This is a genomic window from Phycicoccus sp. (assembly GCF_035325325.1).
Taxonomy (GTDB): domain Bacteria; phylum Actinomycetota; class Actinomycetes; order Actinomycetales; family Dermatophilaceae; genus Phycicoccus.
In genome coordinates this window covers 32,227-55,763 of sequence record NZ_DAOLAC010000025.1, presented here as the reverse complement: position 1 = coordinate 55,763, position 23,537 = coordinate 32,227, and the positions used below count along the sequence as shown (strand labels likewise).

General features: G+C 73.5%; 27 protein-coding genes and 1 pseudogene. 16 read left to right on the top strand and 12 right to left on the bottom strand.

Translation table 11 applies throughout. The annotated features are described in order from the left end of the window. The 3 genes and pseudogenes from PKA89_RS14240 to phoU all read right to left on the bottom strand — a co-directional run. Positions 1-479: pseudogene (locus tag PKA89_RS14240) on the bottom strand (hypothetical protein); the annotation flags it as partial. Between the two features lie 55 nt (positions 480-534). Beyond that, the gene (ppk2, locus tag PKA89_RS14235; protein WP_324420566.1) at positions 535-1,452 is read right to left on the bottom strand and encodes a polyphosphate kinase 2; all 918 of its coding nucleotides are present in this window, start codon (positions 1,450-1,452) and stop codon (positions 535-537) included. Positions 1,453-1,519: 67 nt separating this feature from the next. Beyond that, a complete protein-coding gene (phoU, locus tag PKA89_RS14230; protein WP_324420568.1) occupies positions 1,520-2,218 on the bottom strand; it encodes a phosphate signaling complex protein PhoU in 699 nt (232 codons plus the stop codon). Positions 2,219-2,408: 190 nt separating this feature from the next. Between phoU and PKA89_RS14225 the strand changes: the two genes are divergently transcribed. Both PKA89_RS14225 and PKA89_RS14220 read left to right on the top strand, forming a co-directional pair. Then, positions 2,409-3,608, top strand: a complete 1,200-nt coding sequence (locus tag PKA89_RS14225) for an ATP-binding protein (RefSeq protein WP_324420564.1) — start codon at positions 2,409-2,411, stop codon at positions 3,606-3,608. Next, on the top strand, positions 3,605-4,285 hold the full coding sequence (locus PKA89_RS14220) for a response regulator transcription factor (protein WP_324420562.1): 681 nt from the start codon (positions 3,605-3,607) through the stop codon (positions 4,283-4,285). Before PKA89_RS14225 ends, PKA89_RS14220 begins: the two co-directional genes overlap by 4 nt. A 39-nt stretch (positions 4,286-4,324) precedes the next feature. Here the strand turns inward: PKA89_RS14220 and PKA89_RS14215 are convergent, their stop codons facing one another. After that, entirely contained in the window at positions 4,325-4,807 is a 483-nt protein-coding gene (locus PKA89_RS14215) for a hypothetical protein (RefSeq protein WP_324420560.1), read from the bottom strand. A gap of 278 nt (positions 4,808-5,085) precedes the next feature. Between PKA89_RS14215 and PKA89_RS14210 the strand changes: the two genes are divergently transcribed. The 3 genes from PKA89_RS14210 (at position 5,086) to ispF (ending at position 6,866) form a co-directional block, all read left to right on the top strand. After that, positions 5,086-5,568, top strand: a complete 483-nt coding sequence (locus PKA89_RS14210) for a CarD family transcriptional regulator (RefSeq protein ID WP_324420558.1) — start codon at positions 5,086-5,088, stop codon at positions 5,566-5,568. Between the two features lie 31 nt (positions 5,569-5,599). Then, a complete protein-coding gene (ispD, locus tag PKA89_RS14205; RefSeq protein ID WP_324420556.1) occupies positions 5,600-6,301 on the top strand; it encodes a 2-C-methyl-D-erythritol 4-phosphate cytidylyltransferase in 702 nt (233 codons plus the stop codon). A 76-nt stretch (positions 6,302-6,377) separates the two neighbouring features. After that, positions 6,378-6,866, top strand: coding sequence for a 2-C-methyl-D-erythritol 2,4-cyclodiphosphate synthase (gene ispF / locus PKA89_RS14200; RefSeq protein ID WP_324420554.1), 489 nt, complete (start codon positions 6,378-6,380; stop codon positions 6,864-6,866). A 118-nt stretch (positions 6,867-6,984) separates the two neighbouring features. Here the strand turns inward: ispF and PKA89_RS14195 are convergent, their stop codons facing one another. Continuing rightward, a complete protein-coding gene (locus PKA89_RS14195) occupies positions 6,985-7,308 on the bottom strand; it encodes a transcriptional regulator (RefSeq protein ID WP_324420552.1) in 324 nt (107 codons plus the stop codon). Between the two features lie 157 nt (positions 7,309-7,465). Here PKA89_RS14195 and PKA89_RS14190 point away from each other — a divergent pair, with 157 nt between their 5' ends. The 7 genes from PKA89_RS14190 to PKA89_RS14160 all read left to right on the top strand — a co-directional run bounded on the left by PKA89_RS14190 (position 7,466) and on the right by PKA89_RS14160 (position 13,490). Beyond that, positions 7,466-8,560: an S-(hydroxymethyl)mycothiol dehydrogenase gene (locus PKA89_RS14190; RefSeq protein ID WP_324420550.1), complete on the top strand. Its 1,095-nt coding sequence runs from the start codon at positions 7,466-7,468 to the stop codon at positions 8,558-8,560. Then, positions 8,557-9,225, top strand: a complete 669-nt coding sequence (locus PKA89_RS14185) for an MBL fold metallo-hydrolase (protein ID WP_324420548.1) — start codon at positions 8,557-8,559, stop codon at positions 9,223-9,225. The genes PKA89_RS14190 and PKA89_RS14185 overlap by 4 nt, the downstream gene beginning before the upstream one ends. A gap of 74 nt (positions 9,226-9,299) precedes the next feature. Next, positions 9,300-10,733: a cysteine--tRNA ligase gene (gene cysS, locus PKA89_RS14180; RefSeq protein ID WP_324420546.1), complete on the top strand. Its 1,434-nt coding sequence runs from the start codon at positions 9,300-9,302 to the stop codon at positions 10,731-10,733. 3 nt (positions 10,734-10,736) lie between these two features. Next, on the top strand, positions 10,737-11,690 hold the full coding sequence (gene rlmB / locus PKA89_RS14175) for a 23S rRNA (guanosine(2251)-2'-O)-methyltransferase RlmB (RefSeq protein ID WP_324420544.1): 954 nt from the start codon (positions 10,737-10,739) through the stop codon (positions 11,688-11,690). Between the two features lie 395 nt (positions 11,691-12,085). Next, positions 12,086-12,508: a hypothetical protein gene (locus PKA89_RS14170; RefSeq protein ID WP_324420542.1), complete on the top strand. Its 423-nt coding sequence runs from the start codon at positions 12,086-12,088 to the stop codon at positions 12,506-12,508. A 177-nt stretch (positions 12,509-12,685) separates the two neighbouring features. Beyond that, positions 12,686-13,045 (top strand): CD225/dispanin family protein, encoded by a 360-nt coding sequence (locus PKA89_RS14165; protein ID WP_324420540.1) that lies wholly within the window; start codon positions 12,686-12,688, stop codon positions 13,043-13,045. A 4-nt stretch (positions 13,046-13,049) separates the two neighbouring features. Next, positions 13,050-13,490: a DUF2752 domain-containing protein gene (locus PKA89_RS14160; protein ID WP_324420538.1), complete on the top strand. Its 441-nt coding sequence runs from the start codon at positions 13,050-13,052 to the stop codon at positions 13,488-13,490. Positions 13,491-13,518: 28 nt separating this feature from the next. Here PKA89_RS14160 and PKA89_RS14155 read toward each other — a convergent pair whose 3' ends face one another. The 5 genes from PKA89_RS14155 to ugpC all read right to left on the bottom strand — a co-directional run bounded on the left by PKA89_RS14155 (position 13,519) and on the right by ugpC (position 17,796). Beyond that, positions 13,519-13,941 carry a DUF2752 domain-containing protein gene (locus PKA89_RS14155; RefSeq protein ID WP_324420536.1) on the bottom strand — a complete coding sequence of 141 codons (423 nt, stop codon included), beginning with the start codon at positions 13,939-13,941 and terminating at the stop codon, positions 13,519-13,521. Position 13,942: 1 nt separating this feature from the next. Further along, positions 13,943-14,404 carry a DUF4190 domain-containing protein gene (locus tag PKA89_RS14150; RefSeq protein ID WP_324420534.1) on the bottom strand — a complete coding sequence of 154 codons (462 nt, stop codon included), beginning with the start codon at positions 14,402-14,404 and terminating at the stop codon, positions 13,943-13,945. 115 nt (positions 14,405-14,519) lie between these two features. Beyond that, the gene (locus PKA89_RS14145) at positions 14,520-15,203 is read right to left on the bottom strand and encodes an RDD family protein (protein WP_324420532.1); all 684 of its coding nucleotides are present in this window, start codon (positions 15,201-15,203) and stop codon (positions 14,520-14,522) included. A 134-nt stretch (positions 15,204-15,337) separates the two neighbouring features. Beyond that, positions 15,338-16,579: a DUF4032 domain-containing protein gene (locus tag PKA89_RS14140; protein WP_324420530.1), complete on the bottom strand. Its 1,242-nt coding sequence runs from the start codon at positions 16,577-16,579 to the stop codon at positions 15,338-15,340. A gap of 116 nt (positions 16,580-16,695) precedes the next feature. Then, positions 16,696-17,796 (bottom strand): sn-glycerol-3-phosphate ABC transporter ATP-binding protein UgpC, encoded by a 1,101-nt coding sequence (ugpC, locus tag PKA89_RS14135; protein WP_324420528.1) that lies wholly within the window; start codon positions 17,794-17,796, stop codon positions 16,696-16,698. 210 nt (positions 17,797-18,006) lie between these two features. Here ugpC and PKA89_RS14130 point away from each other — a divergent pair, with 210 nt between their 5' ends. The 4 genes from PKA89_RS14130 (at position 18,007) to PKA89_RS14115 (ending at position 22,803) form a co-directional block, all read left to right on the top strand. Next, positions 18,007-18,435, top strand: coding sequence for a CBS domain-containing protein (locus PKA89_RS14130; RefSeq protein ID WP_324420526.1), 429 nt, complete (start codon positions 18,007-18,009; stop codon positions 18,433-18,435). 71 nt (positions 18,436-18,506) lie between these two features. Then, positions 18,507-20,207, top strand: a complete 1,701-nt coding sequence (locus tag PKA89_RS14125; protein ID WP_324420524.1) for a serine/threonine-protein kinase — start codon at positions 18,507-18,509, stop codon at positions 20,205-20,207. Next, complete coding sequence (locus PKA89_RS14120) at positions 20,204-21,664, top strand: threonine/serine exporter family protein (protein ID WP_324420523.1); 1,461 nt, start codon at positions 20,204-20,206, stop codon at positions 21,662-21,664. The genes PKA89_RS14125 and PKA89_RS14120 overlap by 4 nt, the downstream gene beginning before the upstream one ends. Positions 21,665-21,717: 53 nt before the next feature. Continuing rightward, complete coding sequence (locus tag PKA89_RS14115) at positions 21,718-22,803, top strand: LCP family protein (RefSeq protein ID WP_324420521.1); 1,086 nt, start codon at positions 21,718-21,720, stop codon at positions 22,801-22,803. 13 nt (positions 22,804-22,816) lie between these two features. Here the strand turns inward: PKA89_RS14115 and csrA are convergent, their stop codons facing one another. Continuing rightward, positions 22,817-23,080 carry a carbon storage regulator CsrA gene (gene csrA / locus PKA89_RS14110; protein ID WP_324420519.1) on the bottom strand — a complete coding sequence of 88 codons (264 nt, stop codon included), beginning with the start codon at positions 23,078-23,080 and terminating at the stop codon, positions 22,817-22,819. 43 nt (positions 23,081-23,123) lie between these two features. Then, on the bottom strand, positions 23,124-23,531 hold the full coding sequence (locus tag PKA89_RS14105) for a flagellar assembly protein FliW (protein WP_324420517.1): 408 nt from the start codon (positions 23,529-23,531) through the stop codon (positions 23,124-23,126). Between the last annotated feature and the right edge of the window lie 6 nt (positions 23,532-23,537).

The following is a 23,537-nucleotide window of genomic DNA, read 5'->3' as shown; positions in this document are numbered from 1 at the left end:
GCGAGCCCGTCGGCGGCCCGGGCCGCGCGGTGGGCGGCGACGAGCCGGGCGCGCGCCTCGACCAGCTCGGCGCGGGGGTCGGGGCGGCGGGGCAGCAGGGCGTCGGCGGCGCCGGGGGCGAGCTCCCACGCCGTCTCGGCGGCGAGGACCGTCCGCACCCGGGGCGACTCGGCGGCCAGGGCGTCGAGGAGGGCGCCCGGGACGGCGTCGGCGGGGTCGCGCACCGCCGCCCGCAGCCCCGGGTCGGCCGGGCCGGGGGGCGCCTCGACCAGGCGGCCGACCAGCTCGCGCCGGGCCGCCGGGGTCGGGGCGCCCTCCTCCACGACCCCGCTCCACCGCCCCCGCAGGGCCGCCAGCGCCGCCGTGGTCACCTCGCGCGCCCGCTCGGCGTCGAGCAGCGCGACGAGCGCGACGGCCTCCAGCTCGGGCCACCGCGCGGCGACGAACTCGGCGAAGCCGTCCCCCTCGTCGCGCGTCACGCCCACATCCTCACCCCTTCGGCGCTCGGGCGGAACCCGTTCCGGCGCACCGGGCTCAGAGTCGGGGCAGCACCCGGTCGGTGTGCTCGCCCTGCTCGAAGATGCGGGACGCCGGTCCGACGATGAGGGGGTCCGGTCGCCCGACGACCTCGAGGTCCTTGCTGCGGTACTCGAGCCCGCTGAGCAGCACGCGCATCGCCTCGAGCCGGGCCCGCTTCTTGTCGTTGCTCTTGACGACGGTCCACGGGGCGTCACCGGTGTCGGTGTAGAAGAACATCGCCTCCTTGGCCTCGGTGTAGGCGTCCCACTTGTCGAGGCTCGCGAGGTCGGTGGGCGACAGCTTCCACTGGCGCACCGGGTCGTTCTGGCGCGACGCGAACCGGGCGGCCTGCTCCTCCCGGCTCACCGAGAACCACAGCTTGACGAGGTGGATGCCGGAGTTGACGAGCATCCGCTCGAGCTCGGGGCACTCGCGCATGAACTCGAGGTACTGCGTCGGGGTGCAGTAGCCCATGACCCGCTCGACCCCGGCGCGGTTGTACCAGGAGCGGTCCATGAAGACGATCTCGCCGCCGCTCGGCAGGTGCTCGACGTACCGCTGGAAGTACCACTGGGTGCGCTCGACCTCGGTCGGCTTCTCGAGGGCGACGACCCGTGCGCCGCGGGGGTTGAGGTGCTCCATGAACCGCTTGATGGCACCACCCTTGCCGGCGGCGTCGCGTCCCTCGCAGATGACGAGGACCTTGGCGCCGGTCTCCTTGACGTGCAGCTGCAGCTTGAGCAGCTCGACCTGGAGCCGGCGCTTGGTCCGCTCGTAGTCCTCCCGGGGGAGCTTCTTCGAGTACGGGTAGCCGTGCTGCCACGCCTTGCCGACCTTGACGTCGACCTCGATGCCCTCGGCCTCCTCGAGGTCGTGCAGCTCCTCGATCTCCTCGGCGTAGTCCTCGGTCACCGACCGACGGGTCTCGTCCACGTCGCGAGCGTACTGCCGTCGCGGGCGACGAGCGCCTGCTCCCGGGGGACCCGAGGCCGCCGCGCGCTCAGGACCCGGACGGAGAGGCGATCTCCTCGACGTCGTCGTGACCGCCGTTCGCCTCGTGCCCCCACTCGCCGGTGACGATCCAGACGACCCGCTCGGCCACCGAGACGGCGTGGTCGGCGAACCGCTCGTAGTAGCGACCGAGGAGCGTGACGTCCACGGCGGTCTCCGTGTCGTGCGGCCAGTCCGCGCCCGTGACGTGCTCGAACAGGGTGCGGTGCAGCCGGTCCATCGCGTCGTCCTCGCGCGCGATCTCGCGGGCGGCATCGACGTCGCGGGCCGCGATGACCGAGCCGGTCTTCTCGACGATGAGCTCGGCGACGGCACCCATCTCGCGGAAGGTCCCGCGCAGCTCGGGCGGCACGGCCGAGGCCGGGTAGCGCAGCCGGGCCACCTTCGCGACGTGCCGGGCGAGGTCCCCCATCCGCTCGATGTCGCTGCTCATCCGCATGCTCGTGACGACGACCCGCAGGTCGGTGGCCACCGGCTGCTGGAGCGCGATGAGGTCGAAGGAGAGCAGGTCGACCTGCTCGCGCATCGCGTCGATCTCGGCGTCGGCGGCGATGACCGAGTCGGCGAGGCTGACGTCCGCGTCGAGGAGGGCGGTCGTCGCGCGGCTCATCGCCGACGCCGCGAGGTGGGTCATCTCGACGAGGCTCTCGGCGATCCGGTCGAGCTCCTCGTGGTAGGCCTTGCGCATCACGGGTGGGTCGTCCTCCGGGTGGGGTGCTGCGGGCGCGCGACGCCGGCCGCCGGCCCGCGTCGTCGCCGGAACCATGGCAGCCGGGAGTGAACCGCAGACGCCGGAGAGGTGAACTTCGGGCGTCCGTGTGCCGGGCGGGGCCCTCGGTGGCACGGAGCGGCGACCGCGCCGCCGTACCCTGACGACTGTGGATGCGACGATCGCCGCGAGCCTCGGCGGGGCCGGTGGCCTCGTCGTCGGGGCCGTCGCCGTGCTCGCCGCGCGGTGGTCCGAGCGTTCCCTCGCCGACGCGCCGCCCCTCGAGGAGCCCCCGCTGGCCCGCGGCGTCGGCGACGTGCTGTCGGTGCTCCGCTCGATCGCCATCGTCGTCGACGGCTCGGACGCCGTCGTCAAGGCGTCGGCGCCGGCCGTCACCTACGGGATGGTCCGGCACGGCGAGCTGGTCCACCACGAGCTGCGCCACCTCGCCCGGCAGGTGCGGCGCGACGGCGTCATCCGCGAGGCCGAGCTCGACCTCGCCCGCGGCCCGAACCCGGACGGCAGCGTCGTGATGCGCGTGCGGGTCGCGCCGCTCGGGGTGCAGCACGTCCTGCTCCTCGCCGAGGACCACACGCACGCCCGGCGCGTCGAGGAGGTCCGGCGCGACTTCGTGGCCAACGTCAGCCACGAGCTGAAGACCCCGGTCGGTGGCATCTCGCTCCTCGCCGAGGCGGTGCTCGACGCCAAGGACGACCCGGAGGCGGTCGCCCGCTTCGCCGAGCGCATCCGGGTCGAGGCGACCCGGCTCTCCCGTCTCGTCCAGGAGATCGTCGACCTCTCCCGCCTCCAGGTCGCCGACACCCTCCACGAGCCGGTGCTCGTCGACATCGGCGCGGTCGTCGTCGAGGCGGTCGACCGGGTGCGGGTGGCCGCCGAGGCCAGGGACATCGAGCTGGGCCTGGCCACCGAGCGCGGGCTGCGGGTCTTCGGCGACCGTGAGCTGCTCGTCACCGCGGTCGCCAACCTGCTGACCAACGCCGTCAACTACAGCGACCCCCGCACCCGGGTCGGCATCGGCGCGCGCCAGGTCGGCGAGACCGTCGAGATCGCGGTCACCGACCAGGGCCAGGGGATCCCGGCCGCCGAGCAGGAGCGCATCTTCGAGCGGTTCTACCGCGTCGACGCCGCCCGCTCGCGGGCCACGGGGGGCACGGGGCTCGGCCTGGCCATCGTCAAGCACGTCTGCGCGAACCACGGCGGCGAGGTCACCGTGTGGAGCCAGGAGGGGCGGGGCTCGACGTTCACCATGAGACTGCCGGTGGCGGCCACCCAGGTCGACGCCGAGGACCCCACGGCCGAGCCACTGCCCGGCGTGGCCGCCGCATCCGGAGGAGAGAGCACCGCATGACGCGCATCCTGATCGTCGAGGACGAGGTCTCGTTCTCGGACCCGCTGTCGTACCTGCTGAGCAAGGAGGGGTACGAGGTGTCGGTGGCCGACAACGGGCACGACGCGCTCGGCGAGTTCGACCAGGCGGGCGCCGACCTCGTCCTCCTCGACCTCATGCTCCCCGGCCTGTCGGGCGTCGACGTGTGCCGCGCTCTGCGCCAGCGCTCGAACGTGCCGGTCATCATGCTCACCGCGAAGGACAGCGAGATCGACAAGGTCGTCGGGCTCGAGCTGGGGGCGGACGACTACGTGACCAAGCCCTACTCCTCGCGTGAGCTGCTGGCGCGGATCAAGGCGGTGCTGCGCCGCGGCGCCGAGCCCGAGGAGCTGCTGCCGACGACCCTCGAGGCCGGGCCGGTGCGGATGGACGTCGAGCGCCACGTCGTCACGGTCCGTGGTGAGCCTCGCTCGTTCCCGCTCAAGGAGTTCGAGCTGCTCGAGATGCTGCTGCGCAACACCGGGCGGGTCCTGACCCGCGGCCAGCTCATCGACCGGGTGTGGGGCAGCGACTACGTCGGCGACACCAAGACCCTCGACGTGCACGTCAAGCGGCTGCGGGCCAAGGTCGAGGCAGACCCGGGCGCACCGCGGCACATCGTCACCGTGCGCGGGCTCGGCTACAAGTTCGAGGCCTGAGGGAGTCGCGGCCCGCGCGGGGGCGGCGGCCGGGTCCGTTCAGCTCGCCGAGGGCGAGGGGGAGGGCGCGAGGCCCTCGTAGTAGCGCTCGGGCGCGAGGACCGGCACGAGGACGACGTTCTGGCCGGCCTGCGGGGTCGAGACGACGAGACGGACCATCGAGCCCGGGGCCACCGGGACGTCCGAGAGCTCGACCTTGGTGCCGGTGGTCAGCGAGCCGCCGGAGAAGGCCGGCACGGACGTCTTCGCGCTGCCCTGCCCGCCCTCGACGCCGAAGGTGACCTCGACGGCGTCGGCGCCGTTGTTCACCGCCTGCCCGATGACCGTCCCCGGGGAGCCCTTGGCGTCGGCGACGATGGCGACGTTGCGCAGGTCGAGCCCGGGGATCGTCAGGTCGACGCCGTCGGCGGGGACGTAGGCGTCCATCGTCTGGACGGGGGAGAACACGGCGCAGCCGGAGGCCAGGAGGGTTGCGGCGGCGAGTCCGGCGAGCCGGAGGGCGGAGGCGGCGCGGGTCGTCACGCGGCAAGGATAGCGGGGTCCCCGTGGGGGCTTCCGGGACCTCCCTCCCGGGCGTCGGGACCGAGGGCGCGCCGGGGGCCGACGGCGGCCGCGGCGACGCCGTTCCGGTCCGCGCCCGCGTCGCGCGCGAAGCACGCCACGGGCGATTCTGTCAAGCCCCGAATTCGGGGTGTGGATGGTGGTCGCAGGCCTCTGACCTGCACAAACGTCGTGCGCTCCCATTGGGTCACATCGGCGTGTCGTGGTACTCTTGTCCTCGCGAAAGGGGACAACAACACATGGTTTTCAAGGTCGGCGAAACGGTCGTGTACCCCCACCACGGGGCCGCGCGCATCGAGGAGATCAACACCCGCACGATCCGCGGAGAGGAGAAGCTCTACCTCAAGCTGAAGGTCGCGCAGGGTGACCTCGTCATCGAGGTTCCTGCCGAGAACTGCGACCTCGTCGGCGTCCGTGACGTCGTCGACAAGGCCGGTCTGGACAAGGTCTTCGAGGTCCTCCGCACCCCGTACGCCGAGGAGCCCACCAACTGGTCCCGCCGCTTCAAGGCCAACCTCGAGAAGCTCGCCTCCGGCGACGTCATCAAGGTGGCCGAGGTCGTCCGCGACCTCTGGCGCCGCGACAAGGACCGCGGCCTCTCCGCGGGGGAGAAGCGGATGCTCGCCAAGGCCCGCCAGATCCTCGTCTCCGAGCTCGCGCTCGCCGAGAAGACCGACGAGGAGAAGGCCGAGACCATCCTCGACGAGGTCCTCGCGTCCTGACCGCCCCGGTCGCCCCGACGGCCGCACCGACGTGACCGACGACGCCCACACCGCAGCACGCGGTGTGGGCGTCGTCGTCGTCGCGGCCGGGTCCGGGTCCCGGCTCGGGGCCGGCCTGCCCAAGGCCTTCGTGCCGCTGGCCGGCCGGCCACTCCTCGGCTGGGCCCTCGACACCGTCGCGCAGCTCCCCGGCCTCGGCTCGGTGGTCGTCGTCGCCCCGGCCTCGCTGGCCGACCCCGCGGCGGCCGCGTGGTCGGGCGTCACGCTGCCACCCGGCACCCGCGTCGTGGCCGGCGGCGCCGAGCGCACCGACTCGGTCGCGGCCGGGCTGGCCGCCCTCGACCCCGGCTGCGACGTCGTCCTCGTCCACGACGCCGCGCGCTGCCTCGCGCCGCTGGCCGTGTTCGAGCGTGTCGTGGCGGCCGTGCGTGCCGGCCACGCGGGGGTGGTGCCGGGGGTGCCGGTCGTCGACACGGTCAAGGGGGTCGACGCCCGGGGCGTCGTCACCGGCACGCCGGCGCGGGACGGGTTGCGGGCCGTGCAGACCCCCCAGGGCTTCCGGCGGGACGTCCTCGCGGCGGCGCACGCGGGCGGGGCGGCGGCCCCCGACGACGCCGCGCTCGTCGAGGCGCTCGGCCACGAGGTGCTCGTCGTCGACGGCGACCTGCGGGCCTTCAAGGTGACGACCGTCGACGACCTCGCCCACGCCGTGCGGTTCGTGGCCGACGGCTGAGCGGGTCGAGCGGCTCGGGCGGGTCGAGCCGGTCGAGCGGCTCGCCGGCCACCGGGCGGCCCCTAGCATCGTCGCCATGAACCCCCTGCCCCGCGTCGGTGTCGGCGTCGACGTGCACGCCCTCGCCCCGGACGGCTCCGACCGCGAGCTCTGGGTCGCGGGGCTGCTCTGGCCGGGGGAGCGCGGCCTGGACGGCCACTCCGACGCCGACGTCGCCGCCCACGCCGCCTGCGACGCCCTCTTCTCGGCGGCGGGGATCGGCGACCTCGGCGCGCACTTCGGCACCGGCCGGCCCGAGCTCGCCGGCGCCTCGGGATCCGCGCTGCTCGCCGAGGCCGCGCGGCTCGTGCGCGAGGCCGGCTTCGAGGTCGGGAACGTCGCGGTCCAGGTCGTCGGCAACCGGCCGAAGATCGGCACCCGTCGCGCCGAGGCCGAGGCGGTGCTCTCGGCGGCGGCCGGGGCGCCGGTCTCGGTGAGCGGGACGACGACCGACGGGCTCGGGCTCACCGGTCGCGGTGAGGGGGTCGCGGCCGTCGCGACCGCCCTCGTCGTCCCCGCCGCCTGACCCCCGACCCCGTCCCGCCCGACTTCTTGCGGATCTCCCACCTCGAAGCCCCCGGAACGGGCCCGATCGGGTGGGTGATCCGCAATGAGTGGGGTCGGTCGGCCCGGCCGGCCCCTGGTCAGCGCGTGCGTAACCCCGTGCGGCGGTCGGCGCCGACGACCCGAGCCATCCGCTGCAGCTCCGCGACGTGCCCGCACAGCGCCTCGCGGCCGGCGGCGGTGAGGACGATGGTCGTCACCTGGCGTCCCTCGCGGGCGCCGCGCTCGAGCCGCGTGTACCCCTTGCTGGTCAGCGCCTTGAGGTGCTTGGAGAGGGCGGAGTCCGACAACCCCATCTCGTCGCGGACCTCCCCGAAGTCGCGTCCCGGCACCGGGACGAGGTAGGCGCAGATCTGCAGGCGGTGCGGCTCGTGGATCACCTCGTCGAACACCGGGTAGGGCATGGCTGCAGGATACGTGTGCTTGCCCGTCGGGAAAGGGGCTTCCGCGGCGGCGGAGGAGGGGCCGAGCATCCGCCCGCCCGGGTGTCCCCTGCCGCCGCCCGCACCACCGGGGCTAGCGTGGCGAGGGCAGCCACGTCGCTTCACCGAGGAGGAACCCGTGCCGCAGACCGTCAAGGGCGTCATCGCCCGCAGCAAGGGCGCGCCCGTCGAGCTCGTCGACGTCGTCGTCCCCGACCCGGGGCCGGGCGAGGCGGTCGTCGCGGTCGAGGCCTGCGGGGTCTGCCACACCGACCTGCATTACCGCGAGGGCGGCATCAACGACGACTTCCCGTTCCTCCTCGGGCACGAGGCGGCCGGGCGGGTCGAGGCGGTCGGCGAGGGCGTCACCGAGGTGGCACCGGGCGACTTCGTCATCCTCAACTGGCGCGCGGTCTGCGGGCAGTGCCGCGCCTGCCTCAAGGGCAAGCCGTGGTACTGCTTCGCCACCCACAACGCCACGCAGCGGATGACGCTCACCGACGGCACCGAGCTGTCGCCGGCCCTCGGGATCGGGGCCTTCGTCGAGAAGACCCTCGTCGCCGCCGGCCAGTGCACCAAGGTCGACGAGGCGGATGCCGCGGCGGTCGGCCTGCTCGGCTGCGGTGTGATGGCCGGCTTCGGCGCGGCCGTCAACACCGGCGGCGTCGGGCGCGGCGACTCCGTCGCGGTCATCGGCTGCGGCGGGGTCGGCAACGCGGCGGTGGCCGGCGCCAAGGTCGCCGGGGCGACGACGATCATCGCCGTCGACGTCGACGCGAAGAAGCTGCAGTGGGCCACCGAGATGGGCGCGACGCACACCGTCGACGCCTCGGTGCAGGACCCGGTGCAGGCCGTCCGCGACCTCACCGGCGGCCACGGCGCGGACGTCGTCGTCGAGGCGGTCGGTCGTCCGGAGACCTACGAGCAGGCCTTCTACGCGCGCGACCTGGCCGGCACGGTCGTCCTCGTCGGCGTCCCGACGCCGGACAAGACGGTCACCCTGCCGATGATCGACGTCTTCGGCCGCGGCGGGGCGCTGAAGTCCAGCTGGTACGGCGACTGCCTCCCCTCGCGCGACTTCCCGATGCTCGTCGAGCTGTTCCGCCAAGGCCGCTTTCCCCTCGACGCGTTCGTCTCCGAGCGCATCGGCATCAACGACGTCGAGGCGGCCTTCGAGAAGATGCACCGCGGCGAGGTGCTGCGCTCGGTCGTCGTCATGGGTGGGTCCGCATGAGCGGCGACGACATCGGGACGGCCGTGCCGACCTCGCCCGCCGGCGTCCGCGTCGAGCGCGTCGTCACCTCCGGCGTGTTCGAGCTCGACGGCGGCTCGTGGGAGGTCGAGAACAACGTCTGGCTGCTCGGTGACGACGACGCCGTGCTCGTCGTCGACGCCGCCCACGACGCGCGCGCGGTCCTCGACGCGATCGGGAGCCGGCACGTCGTCGGCATCGTCTGCACGCACGGTCACAACGACCACGTCAACGCCGTCTCCGACCTCGTCGCCGAGACCGGCGCGACGACCTGGCTGCACCCGGACGACCGCGTGCTGTGGGACATGAGCCAGGACGAGGCGCCGGGCGGCGACCTCGCCGACGGACAGGTGTTCACCGTCGGCGACGTCGAGGCGAGGGTGCTGCACACGCCCGGGCACGCGCCGGGGGCGTGCTGCCTGCACGTGCCGGCACTCGGGGTGCTGTTCAGCGGCGACACCCTGTTCCGGGGTGGGCCGGGCGCGACCGGTCGGTCCCACAGCGACTTCCCGACCATCGTGGCATCCATCCGGGAGCGGCTGCTCACCCTGCCGCCGGAGACGCTCGTCCTCACCGGGCACGGCGACCCCACGACCGTCGGCGACGAGGCCCCGCACCTCCAGGAGTGGCTCGACCGGGGCCACTGACCCGGCGCCGGCCACGTTCGCCGGGGTGAGGGCGCGCGGGAGGGGGCCGCGCGCACCCCGGTAGCCTGTCCCGGGTGACCCTCAGGCTGTTCGACTCCCTCACGCGCGAGCTGCGTGACTTCGTCCCCGTCGTGCCCGGCAAGGCGGGGATCTACATCTGCGGGCTCACCACCCAGGCGCCGCCGCACATCGGCCACGTCCGCTTCGCCGTCGCGTTCGACGTGCTGCGCCGCTGGCTGGAGCGTGGCCACGGCTACGACGTCACCCTCATCCGCAACGTCACCGACATCGACGACAAGATCCTCGCGAGGTCGGCCGAGGGGGGTGAGCCCTGGTACGCCCTCAGCTACCGCAACGAGCGCGAGACGGCCGAGGCGCTCGAGACGCTGGGCGTCCTGCCGCCCACCTACGAACCGCGGGCCACGGGGCACGTCCCGGAGATGGTCGCGCTGATGGAGACCCTCGTCGCCAAGGGCCACGCCTACGCTGCGGCCGACGGCTCGGGGGACGTCTACTTCGACGTCCGCAGCTGGCCGTCCTACGGCGAGCTGACCCACCAGAGCGTCGACGACATGGCGGACGCCGAGGACGCCGACCCGCGCGGCAAGCGCGACCCCCGCGACTTCGCCCTGTGGAAGGGACACAAGCCGGCGGAGCCCGAGACCGCCTCCTGGACGACCCCGTTCGGCGCGGGCCGCCCCGGCTGGCACCTCGAGTGCTCGGCGATGGTCCGCAAGTACCTCGGGGACACCTTCGACATCCACGGTGGTGGGGTCGACCTGCGCTTCCCCCACCACGAGAACGAGATCGCGCAGTCGCGCGCGGCCGGGCTCGGGTTCGCCAACTACTGGCTGCACAACGCGTGGGTGACGATGGGCGGCGAGAAGATGAGCAAGTCACTCGGCAACTCGCTGCGGGTCAGCGCCGTCGTCGAGGAGCACCGCCCGCTCGCGGTCCGCTACTACCTGACGGCGGCTCACTACCGGAGCACCATCGAGTACCACGAGGGCTCGATCGAGGAGGCGGCCACGGCGGTCGAGCGCATCGAGGGCTTCCTCCGGCGTGCCCTGCCCGGCACCGACACCCTCGTGCCCGACGGTTCGGCCGGGTTCCCCGCCGACTTCCGCGAGGCGATGGACGACGACCTCGGGGTCTCGGACGCGCTCGCGGTGATCCACCAGGCCGTCCGGGCCGGCAACACCGCCCTCGACGACGGCGACCACGACGACGCCGCGGCCATCGCCCACCAGGTCGTCGCGATGGCCGACGTCCTCGGCGTCAACCCGCTCGACCCCGCCTGGTCCGCGGGCGGCTCCGAGACCGACGACCTCACGGCGGCCCTCGACGCGCTCGTCGCCGAGCGGGTCGCCGCGCGGGGCCAGGCGCGCTCGGCGCGCGACTACGAGACCGCCGACGCCATCCGTGACGCCCTGACCGCAGCCGGGATCGCGGTCGAGGACACCGCCGCCGGAGCGCGGTGGACCATCGCCCGCAGCAAGGGAGACTGAACCGTGGCCGGCAACTCGCAACGACGCGGCGCGATCCGCAAGGGCGGCAAGAAGGGCCCGACCGTCGGCTCCGGGGGCCAGCGCCGCCGGGGGCTGGAGGGCAAGGGCCCGACGCCGAAGGCTGCGGACCGCCCGAACCACAAGGCGCACAAGATGGCCAAGGCCGCCGACCGGCGCGGCGGTGGCCGCCCGGCCGGGCGCACCGGCGGCCGCAAGCAGCCGGGGTCGAGCGAGATCGTCGCCGGCCGCAACGCCGTCGTCGAGGCGCTGCGCTCGCACGTACCGGTCACGACGATGTACGTCGCGGGCCGGATCGACGCCGACGACCGCGTGCGCGAGGCCATCAAGACCGCCACCGAGCGCGCAATCCCCGTCCTCGAGACCCCCCGCGGCGAGCTCGACCGGCTCACCGACGGCGCGGTGCACCAGGGCCTCGCCCTCCAGGTGCCGCCCTACGAGTACGCGGACCCGCGCGACCTGATCGACCCCGAGCAGCCGGGCATCCCGCTCGTCGTGGCCCTCGACGGCATCACCGACCCGCGCAACCTCGGCGCGATCGTCCGCTCGGTGGCGGCGTTCGGAGGGCACGGGGTCGTCGTGCCGAACCGCCGCTCGGTCGGGATGACGGCCAGCGCGTGGAAGACCTCGGCCGGCGCCGCGGCACGCATCCCGGTGGCCCAGGCGACGAACCTGACCCGGGCGCTCGAGGACTTCCGCAAGGCCGGCTTCTTCGTCATCGGCCTCGACATGGACGGCGACGTCGAGCTCCCCGACCTCGAGCTGGCCTCCGAGCCGCTCGTCGTCGTCGTGGGCTCGGAGGGCAAGGGGCTCTCCCGGCTGGTCCGCGAGACCTGCGACCAGATCGTCTCGGTGCCGATGAGCTCGGCCGTCGAGTCCCTCAACGCGGGCATCGCCACCGGCGTGACCCTCTACGAGGTCGCGCGCCGCCGACGCTGAGGGCCGGCCCCCGACGGCGGTGCCCCGGGCGTGGCGGGGTGTGGCCGCGTCGCCGGCTGTGCCACGATCGAGGGGCCGGGTGACCCGCCGACGGCAGCCGTCCCCACCCGGTGAGGAGGAGGACCGCACGATGTCGGACCAGTACCCACCGCCCCCGGGTGACCCCACCGGGCCCGACCCGATGCCACCGGCTCCGGCCGCTCCCGGCAGTGGCGGCGCGCCCCCTCCTCCGCCTCCGCCCCCGCAGTACGGGTCCGCGCCCCCTCCGCAGAACCCGTACGAGCCGGCCGCCCAGAACCCCTATGGCGCACCGGCACCCGCACCCGCGTACGGAGCACCGCCGCCGGCCGGCCCCGTGACGCGGCCCGAGGTCGATCGACCTCGCGGTCCTCCTGATGCGGGTCGGCGCGGGGCTCTCGGTGCTCTCGCTCGTCTCGGTCTTCTTCCTCGGCGACCAGATGCGCGAACAGGCCCGGAAGAGCCTCGAGGCGTCCGGGCAGGCGGTCGACTCGAACCTCGTCGATGCAGCCGTGGCCATCGGGATCGGGGTCGGCGTCGTCGTCGGCCTGCTCGGGGCCGGCCTCTGGCTCTTCATGGCGTGGGCCAACAGCAAGGGGAAGCCGTGGGCGCGGGTGGTCGCGAGCGTGCTCTTCGGCATCTCCCTGCTCTTCTCGCTCATCAGCCTCGCGCAGCCCTCGGCCGGACTCTCACGGGTGCTCAACCTCGTGTCGTTGGTGCTCGGCGGCTACATCGTGTTCCTCCTCTGGCGCAAGGAGTCCTCCGACTTCTACGCGGCGAGCTCGGCTCCGCGGTACTGACCTGCCGCGCCGGCGCGCGCTGACCACGCCCCGTCGCCCGAGGCCCGGGCGAAGGGTCGCGACTGCGGTGGCGCGCTCCCGATCTCGTGGATTCTGAGGGTTCGCTGTGGGAGGATCGGCGCCGCCGGGACCTCCGGCAGGGGGCACGGCCCCTCCTTGCACATGGAAGAGGACAGCATGTCTGACTACGGTTCGACCCCGCCGCCCCCGCCGCCGCCCGGCGGTGGCGACGGCGGCTACTCCGCGCCCCCGCCCCCGGCGGGTGGGGGTTTCGGTGGGACCCCGCCCGACAACAAGCTCGTGTGGTCCATCCTCGTGACCATCTTCTGCTGCCTCCCGTTCGGCATCGTCGCGATCATCAAGTCGGCCGAGGTCAACAGCAAGTGGGCCGCCGGTGACCACGCCGGAGCGCAGCAGTCGGCCGCGGATGCGGGCAAGTGGATCAAGTGGGCCGTCATTGCCGGTGTCATCGTCATCGTCCTTTACCTGATCTTCGTGGTCGGGCTCGGCTTCCTCAGCGCGAGCACCTCTCCGTGACCGGATGACCCTCGTCGACGTCCTGCGTCCCCGACCCGAGACCTCGGGTCGGGGACGCAGGATGCTCCGGCCTCTCGGCGTGGCGGCCGCCGCCTGCGCCGTGGTGACCACGGTGGGGGTCCTCGACCCCAACCAGCCAGGGCACTACCCGACCTGCCCCTGGCTCTTCCTCACCGGGACCTGGTGTCCCGGTTGCGGAACGCTTCGGGCGCTGCACGACCTCGGGCACGGTGACGTGGTCGGCGCCCTCGACCGGAACCCGCTCACCGTCGTCGCGACGGCCGGTCTCCTCGTCTGGTTCGGCGTCTGGGTCAGGCGGCTGTGGCTCGGCCGGCAGCGAACCTCGATGGCGCCCGCGTGGTTGATCTACTCACTCTTCTGGCTGATCGTGGTGTTCTGGGTCGCCCGGAACGTCCCCGGGTGGACCTGGCTGTCACCGGCGTGACCCGACCGGGGCCAGGCTGACGCCGCGGTCAGGCAGGCGAGAGGAAGTCCCATCCCGGCACGTTGCGGGCGACGCCGAAGACGAGGACCGCCACGCCGACCGCGACCGGAAGCCAGTTCGGGATGACGAGGTGCACCGGCCGGCCCTGCGCACGACGCATCAGCCGATAGCCGAGGTACACCGCGACGACGAGGTACAGCGGGGGCACGAGCGGGTGCCGGGCGAACGCACCGGCGACGTCGCCGTGGAGCAGGTCGTACGTGGCCCGGGTGCCGCCGCAGGCCGGGCAGTACAGGCCCGTGGCCTGCTGGAGGAGGCACCCCGGGTAGTGCCCGGGGACGTTCGGGTCGTGCGTGGCGAGCCATGCGAGGCTCCCGGCAGCCGCGACCACGGCGCCCGCCCACCACGCACGTGGCGAGAGGGCGCCGAGGCCGCGCGGCTGCACGGTCATCTCAGGTGCCGGTGAGGCGGTTGCCGAGGTGGAGCGAGGCGAACGCGATCGGGGCGATGATGCTCAGGACGACGGCGATGGCGCCGGTGATGAGGCCGCCCTGGGCGAGGCCGCCACCGGACTGGCCGGTGCGCCCGATCTCCTGCTTGGCGAGGTATCCGAGGACGGCGCCGCCGATGCCGAGGACGAGACCCACCGGCCAGCAGCAGAACGCGAAGACGAGGCCCGCGATGCCGAGCACGAGGGCGATGACGGCCTTCGTGTTGTTGCCGCCGGCCCCACCGACAGGACCTCCCGGGGGGTACGACCCGGGGGGTGGCGGGGCCGGGTAGTCACCACCGGCCGGGGGAGCGGGCGGTGGGAAGCCGCCGGCCGAGGTGCCGCTCGGCTCCTCGGGCTCCGGCGGGGGCGGGAAGCTGCCACCGGGAGGAGGCGGCGGGGGCGGGGGCGTGCTGTTGCTCATGGATCCTCCGTCGTCTGGTTCGGCGGGTGCCGACGGGCGCCACCCTAGCGGCGGCGTGCGAGCCGCCGAGGTACCCACGGGTCGGCTCGCCGCCCGTCGTGGCCGCACGGCCCGGTCAGCCCTTCGGCACCTTGATGACCGTCGAGTGCACGACCTTGTCGGCGAGGGTCTGCCGGTTGTCGTCCCAGAGCATCCACAGGTACGACAGGTAGATCACGCTGTTGACCAGCCCACTGACGAGCTCACGCAGGAAGCAGTTGCCAGCCCCGATCGGTGCGCCCGTCCTGGCGTCGACGAGGCGCAGCCCCACGACGCTCTTCCCGATGCTCTGACCGCGGCGCCCCATCCGGAACACCCGGTTCCAGAGGTTGAAGGCGAACCCGGCGAGCCAGAAGACGACGAACAGTGCGATCCCGACCGCGATGAGTGCCGTGTTCGCGTCGCCGTACCGGGTCATCCCGTACTCGTCGTAGCCCACGCGGTCCGGGGTGCCGGCGACGATGAACGGGATCCCCACGAGCATCAGGAGGAAGGACAGCAGGCTGAGCCCGGTGTCGACGAGCAGGGCGAGGACGCGGTCACCGAACGTCGCGACCGGACCGAAGTGCGCCTCCACGTAGGGCACGGACCCCGGAACCGCCGGCCCGCCGGCGTAGGCCGGCGCGGTCGTCCAGCCGCCGTAGGGGTTGCCTTGGCCGGGCGGCGGCGGAGCCTGCTGCGGCGAGTACGGCTGGACCGCCGGCGGCTGCGCGTACTGCGGTGGGGGAGAAGGGGGGCCGGGAGCGGTCACTGGCGTCACGGCCGGCGGCTCGGGAGGCCCCGCAGGCGCGCCGGGGTCGTGCGGCGGCTGTGCGGGGGGCTGCTGGTCGCTCATCGGGGTCCCTCCGTCGACATCGGTCCCCCCGATCCTAGGGGCCGCGACCGAGCGCCGTCCTACGCGTCGGCGATGACCGGCATCTCCTCGGTGTCGACCCCGAGCACGGCCCGCTCGTCGGGCTTGCCCGGCAGGACGGTCGCGACGTAGTCGGCGAGGGCCTCGGTGATCGGGATGTCGTGCTGCGCCCGCTCGGCGAGGTACCACCGGTGCTCGAGCACCTCGTGGAACACCTCGGCCGGCTCGAGCTTGGCGACGAGCTCGCGGGGCACGCCCCGGGTCACTGGCTCGTAGACGTTGGCCAGCCACTCGTGCGCGACGATCTCCTCGTCCTCGCCCTGCCGGCCGGTGGCCGCCGAGAACACCTCGAGGTCGTTGAGCAGACGACGGGCCTGGTTCTCGCGGACGTCCAGCCCCGTGAGCCGCAGCAGCCGCCGCGAGTGGTGCCCGGAGTCGACGACCTTGGGCTGCAACCGGATCGAGGTGCCGTCGATGTCCGTCGTGATCTCCAGCTCGTCGACGTCGAAGCCGAGCTTGTTGAGCCGCCGGATGCGGTCGTCGACCCGCCACCGCTCGGTGCCGTCGATCGTCTCGGCGCCGGTCAGCTCGTCCCACAGCTCGCGGTAGCGGGTGACGATGCGCTCGCTCACCTCCACCGGGTCCCGCTCCTCCTGGAGCAGGCCGCCCGCCTCGAGGTCCATCAGCTCACCGGCGATGTTGACCCGGGCCAGCTCCAAGTCGTGCTCGCGCTGGCCGTTGCTCAGCCGCTCGCGCAGCTCGCCGGTCTCGGCGTCCACGAGGTACGCGGCGAACGACCCGGCATCACGGCGGAACAGGGTGTTGGACAACGAGACGTCCCCCCACCAGAACCCGGCGAGGTGCAGCCGGACGAGGAGCACGGCCAGCGCGTCGATGAGCCGGGTCGCCGTGCCCTTGCGCAGCGACTGGCTGTAGAGGGCCCGGTAGGGCAGCGAGAACTGGAGGTGCCGGGTGACGAGGCACGCGTCGAGGGGCTCGCCGTCGCGCGAGACCCGGCCGCTGACGACGGCGAACGGCTCGACCGCCGGGAGGTGCAGCCGGCCGAGGTTGCGCAGCATCTCGTACTCGCGGCGGGCGATGTCGTCCTTGATCTCCTTGATGGCGAGGACCCGTCCGCGCAGCCGCACGAAGCGGACCACGTGCCGGGAAATGCCCCGCGGGAGCGCGGCGAGGATGTCCTCGGGCCATTCCTCGAGCGGGACCTCCCACGGCAGGTCCATGAGCGCCGGCTCGGGGCGCGCCGCGGTGATGGTCTGGGACACGCCGACCATCGTGGCAGACCCGACCCTGGGACGGCCTCCTCGGCCGTGGACGAGCGACGGCGGCACGACCCCGGGGGTCGTGCCGCCGTCGTGCTCGACAGGCGTCGTCGCCGCCGTCAGAGGCGCTGGCCGCTCTCCTTGTTGAAGACGTGCATGTGCTGCGACTTCGGGTAGACGAAGATCTTCGCGCCTTTCTCGGGGACCGTGCGCCCGTCGACCCGTGCGATGAACGGCTTGTCGAGTGAGTCGTCGCCGCCCTCGAGCTTGATGTTCGGGTCGGTCGGGGTGCCGTAGACGTACGCGTCGGCGCCGAGCTCCTCGACGACGTCGACGGTCAGCTCGAGGCCGTCGTTGTTCGTCGTGACCTCGACGTCCTCGGGCCGGACCCCGACGATGACCTCGGAGCCGCCGTCGGCGGAGCCCTCGCGGGGGATGGCGACGTTGTGGTTGCCGAACTTCGCGCCGTCGGCGCCGACCGGCACCGTGACGAGGTTCATCGCCGGCGAGCCGATGAAGCCCGCGACGAAGAGGTTGGCCGGGTTGTCGTACATCTCGCGCGGGGTGGCGCACTGCTGGAGGATGCCGTCCTTGAGGAGGGCGATCCGGTCGCCCATCGTCATGGCCTCGACCTGGTCGTGGGTGACGTAGACGGTCGTGACGCCGAGCCGGCGCTGCAGGCTCGCGATCTGGGTGCGGGTCTGGACCCGGAGCTTGGCGTCGAGGTTCGACAGCGGCTCGTCCATGAGGAAGACCTGCGGGGAGCGGACGATCGCCCGGCCCATCGCGACGCGCTGGCGCTGGCCGCCGGAGAGGGCCTTCGGCTTGCGCTCGAGGTACTGGGTGAGGTCGAGGATCTTCGCGGCCTCCTCGACCCGCTTGCGGATCTCGCTCTTGTCGACGCCGGCGATCTTCAGCGCGAAGCCCATGTTGTCGGCGACCGTCATGTGCGGGTAGAGCGCGTAGTTCTGGAAGACCATCGCGACGTCGCGGTCCTTCGGCGAGAGGTCGGTGACGTCGCGGTCACCGATCCAGATCTTGCCGCCGTTGACCTCCTCGAGGCCGGCGAGCATGCGCAGCGAGGTGGACTTCCCGCAGCCGGAGGGTCCGACGAGGACGAGGAACTCCCCGTCCTGGATGTCGATGTTGAGCTTGTCGACCGAGGGGGTGTCGTTGCCCGGGTAGATGCGGGTGGCCTCGTCGAACTTCACAGTTGCCATGGCGTCGTTGCCTTTCCTTCACCGGCAGGAACGTGCCGGACGATCCGTTGTAAAGGGGTGGAGCTCCCGCTGCGTCGGTGCAAGCGGTTTCGCCAGTATGCCCGAGGGAGCGCCGCCTCCGCGAGGGCCGTCCACGGCCGGCCGGGCCGGTGGGGCGCGGGCGTCCCCGTCCCTCTGGCGCGTCGGGTCGGGAGTCCCTACGGTTGGGTCATGAGGATCGCGGACGTCGTCAAGCGCAAGGGTGATGCGGTCGTCACGGTGCGGCCGGACGCCACGGTCGGCGAGCTGCTCGCCCTCCTGTCGGAGCACCGCATCGGGGCCGTCGTGGTCAGCGGTGACGGGTCGTCGGTCGACGGCATCGTCAGCGAGCGCGACGTCGTGCGCCACCTGCACACCGACGGCGCGGCGCTGCTCGAGTCCCCGGTCGAGCGGATCATGACCGCCGAGGTCCACACCTGCACGCCCGACGACTCGCTCGAGGACCTCGCGGGCCGGATGACCGACCGGCGCATCCGGCACGTCCCGGTCGTCATCGACGGCGGCCTGGTCGCCATCGTCAGCATCGGCGACATCGTCAAGTTCCGCATCGACACCCTCCAGGCCGAGCGCGACCAGCTGCGCGACTACATCCAGCAGTAGCGCTCGCCGCCGGCCCCACACGCTGCCGGCCCTTCCAGCCGCCGCCCAGCCCGAGCGCCTACCGTGGTGGCATGACCGCCGACGCCCCCGTGGACGGCCATCCGCCGCGGGACCACGACGAGCCGGGAGCGCACGCCCGGCTCGGCCCGTACCGGCTGGTCCAGCGGCTCGGCGAGGGCGGGATGGGCGTGGTCCATCTCGGCCTCGACCGGCACGGCCGCGCCGTCGCGGTCAAGGTGCTGCGGGCCCACGTCGCCCACGACCCGGACGCCCGCGCCCGGCTGGCCCGCGAGGTCGACACCCTGAGCCGGATCCGCAGCCCGTACGTCGCGCCGGTCGTCGACGCCGACGTCGACGGCGAGACCCCGTACGTCGTGACGCGGTTCATCGACGGCCCCGCCCTCGACGCGCACGTGGAGCGCCGGGGACCGCTGGCGCCGGACGACCTGCACCGGCTCGCGGCCGGGCTCGCCGAGGCCCTCGACGCCATCCACTCCGCCGACGTCGTCCACCGCGACGTCAAGCCCGGCAACGTCCTCCTCGTCGACGGCGACCCCGTCCTCATCGACTTCGGCATCGCCCACGTCGTCGACGACGTCCGGCTCACCAGCGTCGGCCTCGTCATGGGCACCCCCGGCTACCTCGCGCCCGAGGTGGTCCACGGCGACGACGTCACCCCCGCCACCGACTGGTGGGGATGGGCGGCGACCACGGCCTTCGCCGCGAGCGGCACCCCGCCCTTCGGCGGCGGGGGGATGAACGCGGTCCTGGCCCGCGTCGCCTCCGGGGAGCCCGACCTCGTCGCGGTCGACCCGCGCATCGAGCCGCTGCTCTACGCAGCCCTCTCGCCGTACCCCGATGAGCGACCGCACCAGGGCGAGGTGGTGCGGGCCCTCGAGCAGTACGCGCGCGGCGAGCTCGCGACCTCGGCCATCGAGGTGCGCCGGGTGCGCCCCGACACCCGGGCGATCGCGACCGGGGGCACCTCCGCGCTGCCGAGCGCGCCACCGCCGGTCGCGACGGCCCCGCCGGTCGCGCTGCCGCCGGTCCGGCACGACCCGCCACCACCGACCGGCGCCGGCCGGCCGGGTCCGCCGCCCCTGCCGCCCTCGGGGACCTTCCCCGGCGACCCGGACGACGACGTCGTCCGGGTCCAGGCCGACCCCCGGATCGGGTTGCCGACGCGCTCGGGCACCCTCCTCGCCCTCCTCGCGCTCCTCGCGGGGGTCACGGTCGCCGCCCCGCTGGTCGGGCTCGGTGTCCTCGCGGTGTGGATGCTCCTCGCCCGCACGGCCGACCGGTCGGTGACCTCCCTCGTGATGCGCCGCCACGAGCGCGGCGCCCGGGGCGGCGACGTCGCCCTCGCCGTCGCGAGCAGCCCGTGGCACGCCGTCGTCGGCGGGGTCGGCACGCTCGTGACGCTCGCGGTCCCGCTGCTCGTCGGCGTGTCGGCGATGTTCGCCGGCGCCCTCGTCGTCGGCGGGCTGACCGGTGCCACGACCCGGGCCGACGACGTCGTGCCGCTGGTGGCGGCCGCGGCCTTCACCGCACTCACCGCGTGGTGGGGACCCGGCGGCGCCAGCCTGCGGCGCGGGAGCCGGAGCCTCGTCCGGGGTCTGACCGGCCACGCCACCGTCCGGCAGGCGGTCGCAGTCACCGCCCTCCTCGGTGGTGCCGTCCTCGTCGCGCTCACCGTCAACCGGGGCGGGCCGGCGTGGTGGCCGCTGCTCGACGCCCCGGGCTGGGTCGACCAGGTGGGGCCGCAGCCGTGACCGACCCCCGCGCCCGCCGGGCCCGCCTCCTGCGCGGTGACCTGCCCACCGAGCCGATGCCGATGGCCGACCTGCTGCGCCGGACGCCCTACCGGCACACCCGGATCCCCGACTCGGCCGCGGCCGACCCCACCATCGAGGGCGGCCTCGACCTCGCCCTGCGGGTCGGCGAGCTGATGCTCCGCTGCGGCGCGGGGGCACCCCAGGTCGAGGGGGCCATCGCCGCCACCGCCGCCGCGGCCGGCGTCGACCAGGTCGAGATCGACATCACACTGCAGTCCATCCTCGTCCAGGCCCGCAGCAGCCAGGGGCGCCAGCACACCCTGCTCAAGGTGGTGCGGCACACCCGTTTCGACTACGGACGGCTCGTCGCGGTGCACCGCCTCGTCCAGTCGCTCGTCGCGGGGGAGGTGACCCCGGAGGAGGCGGTCGACCGCCTCCGAAACATCAAGCGCCACCCGCGCAACTTCCCCAAGTGGTCGATCGCGGTCGCCAACGCCGTCCTCGCGTCGGCGGTCGCGGTGGTCATCGGGGCGAGCGCCCTCGCGGCCGTCCTCACCATCGGCGTCGTCCTCGCGGTCGCCGGGATCGCCCGGCTGCACGCGCGGGTCGACCTCCCCGAGTTCTACGGCAACGCGATCAACGCCTTCGCCGCCACCGTCGTCACGGGCGCCCTGTACGCCCTCGGCGCGACGGGGGTGATCCCCTTCGCGGAGAGCGACTTCGCCTTCGTCGTCGCCGGCGGGATCGTCGCGATGCTCCCGGGGCGCACCATGGCCTCGGCGATCGAGGACGTCATCTTCGGCTACCCCCTCACCGGTGCCGGCCGGTTGCTCGCCGTCCTCCTCTCGCTCACCGGCCTCATCATCGGCATCGCATCCGGGCTCGGCGCCCTCCTCACCATCACCGAGGCCGCCGGAGCCAGCTTCGTCTCGCCCGACGTCCTCGACCTGCGCGTCACGCAGGCGCCGATCGTCCCCGCCATCCTCGCCTCGCTCGTCGTGGGCCTCGCGGCTGGCGTCACGGTGCAGAGCCGACGGCGGCTCATCGTGCCGATGGGCCTCCTCACGGTCGTCGGGGTCGGCGTCTCCGCGGTGCTCACGCGGTCGCTGTCGGTCGGCGCGGTGACCGCCACGGGTCTCGCCGCCGTGACCATCGGTGTGCTCGGCCGGCTGCTCGCCCAGCGGATGGACGCCCCCTCGATGGTCCTCGTCGTCCCGGCCAGCTTCGGCCTGCTCCCCGGCCTCACCATCTTCCGCGGCCTCTACGAGCTCGTGGCGCAGGGCGGTGACTCCGGCCTGCTCACCTTCCAGTCGGGGCTGTCGACCCTGCTCTCCGCCGGTGGCGTGCTCCTCGCCATCGCCACCGGCACGGTCCTCGGCGAGTACCTCGCCGCGCCGTGGGACCGGCACGTGCGCGGGTCGCGGCGCCCCCGCACCGACCGGGTCCCGCGCTGAGACACGCCTGAGCCGGTGTTCCCGCCGGGCCGGCTGCGCCCTACCCTCGGGCCATGCGCGTGCGTTCCCTCGCGGTCCTGACCGCCTCGGCCCTCCTGCTCGCCGGCTGCACCGGCAGCCCCGACCCGACCGCGTCCTCGGCCGCCCCGACGTCGAGCTCGCCGACCCCCACGCCGACCCCGACGCCCGTCGTCACCGTCGCGGGCGCGGACGCCGCGCTCACCGCCGCGGTGGCCAAGGTCTACGCCGGGAAGACCGGGGTGCAGGCCCGAGCGACGGTCGGGACGTGGCACAAGGAGAAGGTGGCGGTCGTCACCTCGGGCAACGACGTCACCCTCGCCGTGGGCCCGGCGTGGAAGGTCGTCGGCGGCTGGTGGCCCTCCCTCGGCAAGGCGCCCTCGCTCGGCACGAGCCCGCGCTTCGTCCTCGTCATGGGCTCCGACGCGCGCACCTCGAACCTCAAGGGCAGCCGGGGGGACACCCTCCAGGTCGTCGGCATCGACGGGAAGGGCGGTGCGGGCATCGTCGGCATCCCCCGTGACCTGTACGTCCCGCTCTCGACCGGGGGCACCTCGAAGATCAACGCCGCGTTCGCGTACGGCGGTGGCGCGGCCCAGGTGAAGACGATCGAGAAGCTGAGCGGCCTCCCGATCGAGGGTTACGTGGTCACCGGCTTCGAGGGCTTCGCCTCGATCGTCAACGACTCGGGTGGCCTCCCGATCGACATCGTCTCCGCGTTCACCTTCCTCGGCATGCTCAAGGTCAAGAAGGGTCCGCAGGTCGCCGATGGTGGGACCGCGCTGGCGTACGCCCGTGAACGGCACGCCTTCCCGCGCGGTGACTTCGACCGGTCGGCGCACCAGCAGGAGATCCTGCTCGCGGCATCCGCCAAGGCGAGGACCGAGGGCGTCTCCTCACTCGCCACCGCGATGACCGTCGTCTCGAAGTACTCCCAGACCGACCTCAGTGCGGCCCAGGCCCTCACCTTCCTCGCCCAGATGTATCGCATCGACCCGACGACGATCAAGCACGTCGTCGTCGACGGCGCCATCGGGACCAGCCCGGACGGCCAGTCGATCGTCAAGGTGACCTCGTCGACCCGGGTGCCGTTCCAGCAGCTGGCCGACGGCCGGCTCTGACCCGGCGGGGACGTCAGCCCGAGGGGTCCGTGCCCGGCGCTGCCTCGGGTGGCCGGTCGCCGAGCGCCTTGGCCAGGTCGGCGGCGCCACCCGCGGCGGCGGACGCCTCCTCGTTGGCCTTGCGCACGGCGAGGTAGATCTCCTCGCGGTGGATCTGGACGTTCGCCGGGGCCTCGATGCCCAGCCGCACCTTGTCACCGCTGATCTCGAGCACGGTGACGACGATGTCGTGGCGGATCCGGATGCCCTCGTGGGGGCGTCGGCTCAGCACGAGCACGTGGGCTCCTCCTCGGAGTGGGTGACGGGACGGCGGCCGGGGGTCACGGCGCGGGCACCAGGGGAGCGCGCAGTGGGAAGTCCTGGCCGGTGAGGACGACCTGCTCGGCGTCGGAGGTGCGGGCGTTGACGACGACCGGGGCGAGGAGGTTGGCCGTCGAGCGGGTGATGTCCTCGGCGATGGTGACCACGAGGAGCACGAGGGCGTCCTCGGCGACCTCGATGCCGAGCCGCTCGGCCGTGGCGTCGTCGATCTCCGGGTGGTAGTCCGGGAAGAACGCCTCCGCCGCGGCGGTGACGAACCGCGGGCCGTCGTGGTCGAGGGGGGCGAGGTCGTAGAGGCCGGTGGCGACCGGGCGCACCTCGTACGCGGTGGCCGGGAAGCCGACGAGCCCCTCCGGCACCCGGATCGTGCGGACGTCGCCCTCGGCGTCGTCGGTGTGCTGGGTCATCGGGTC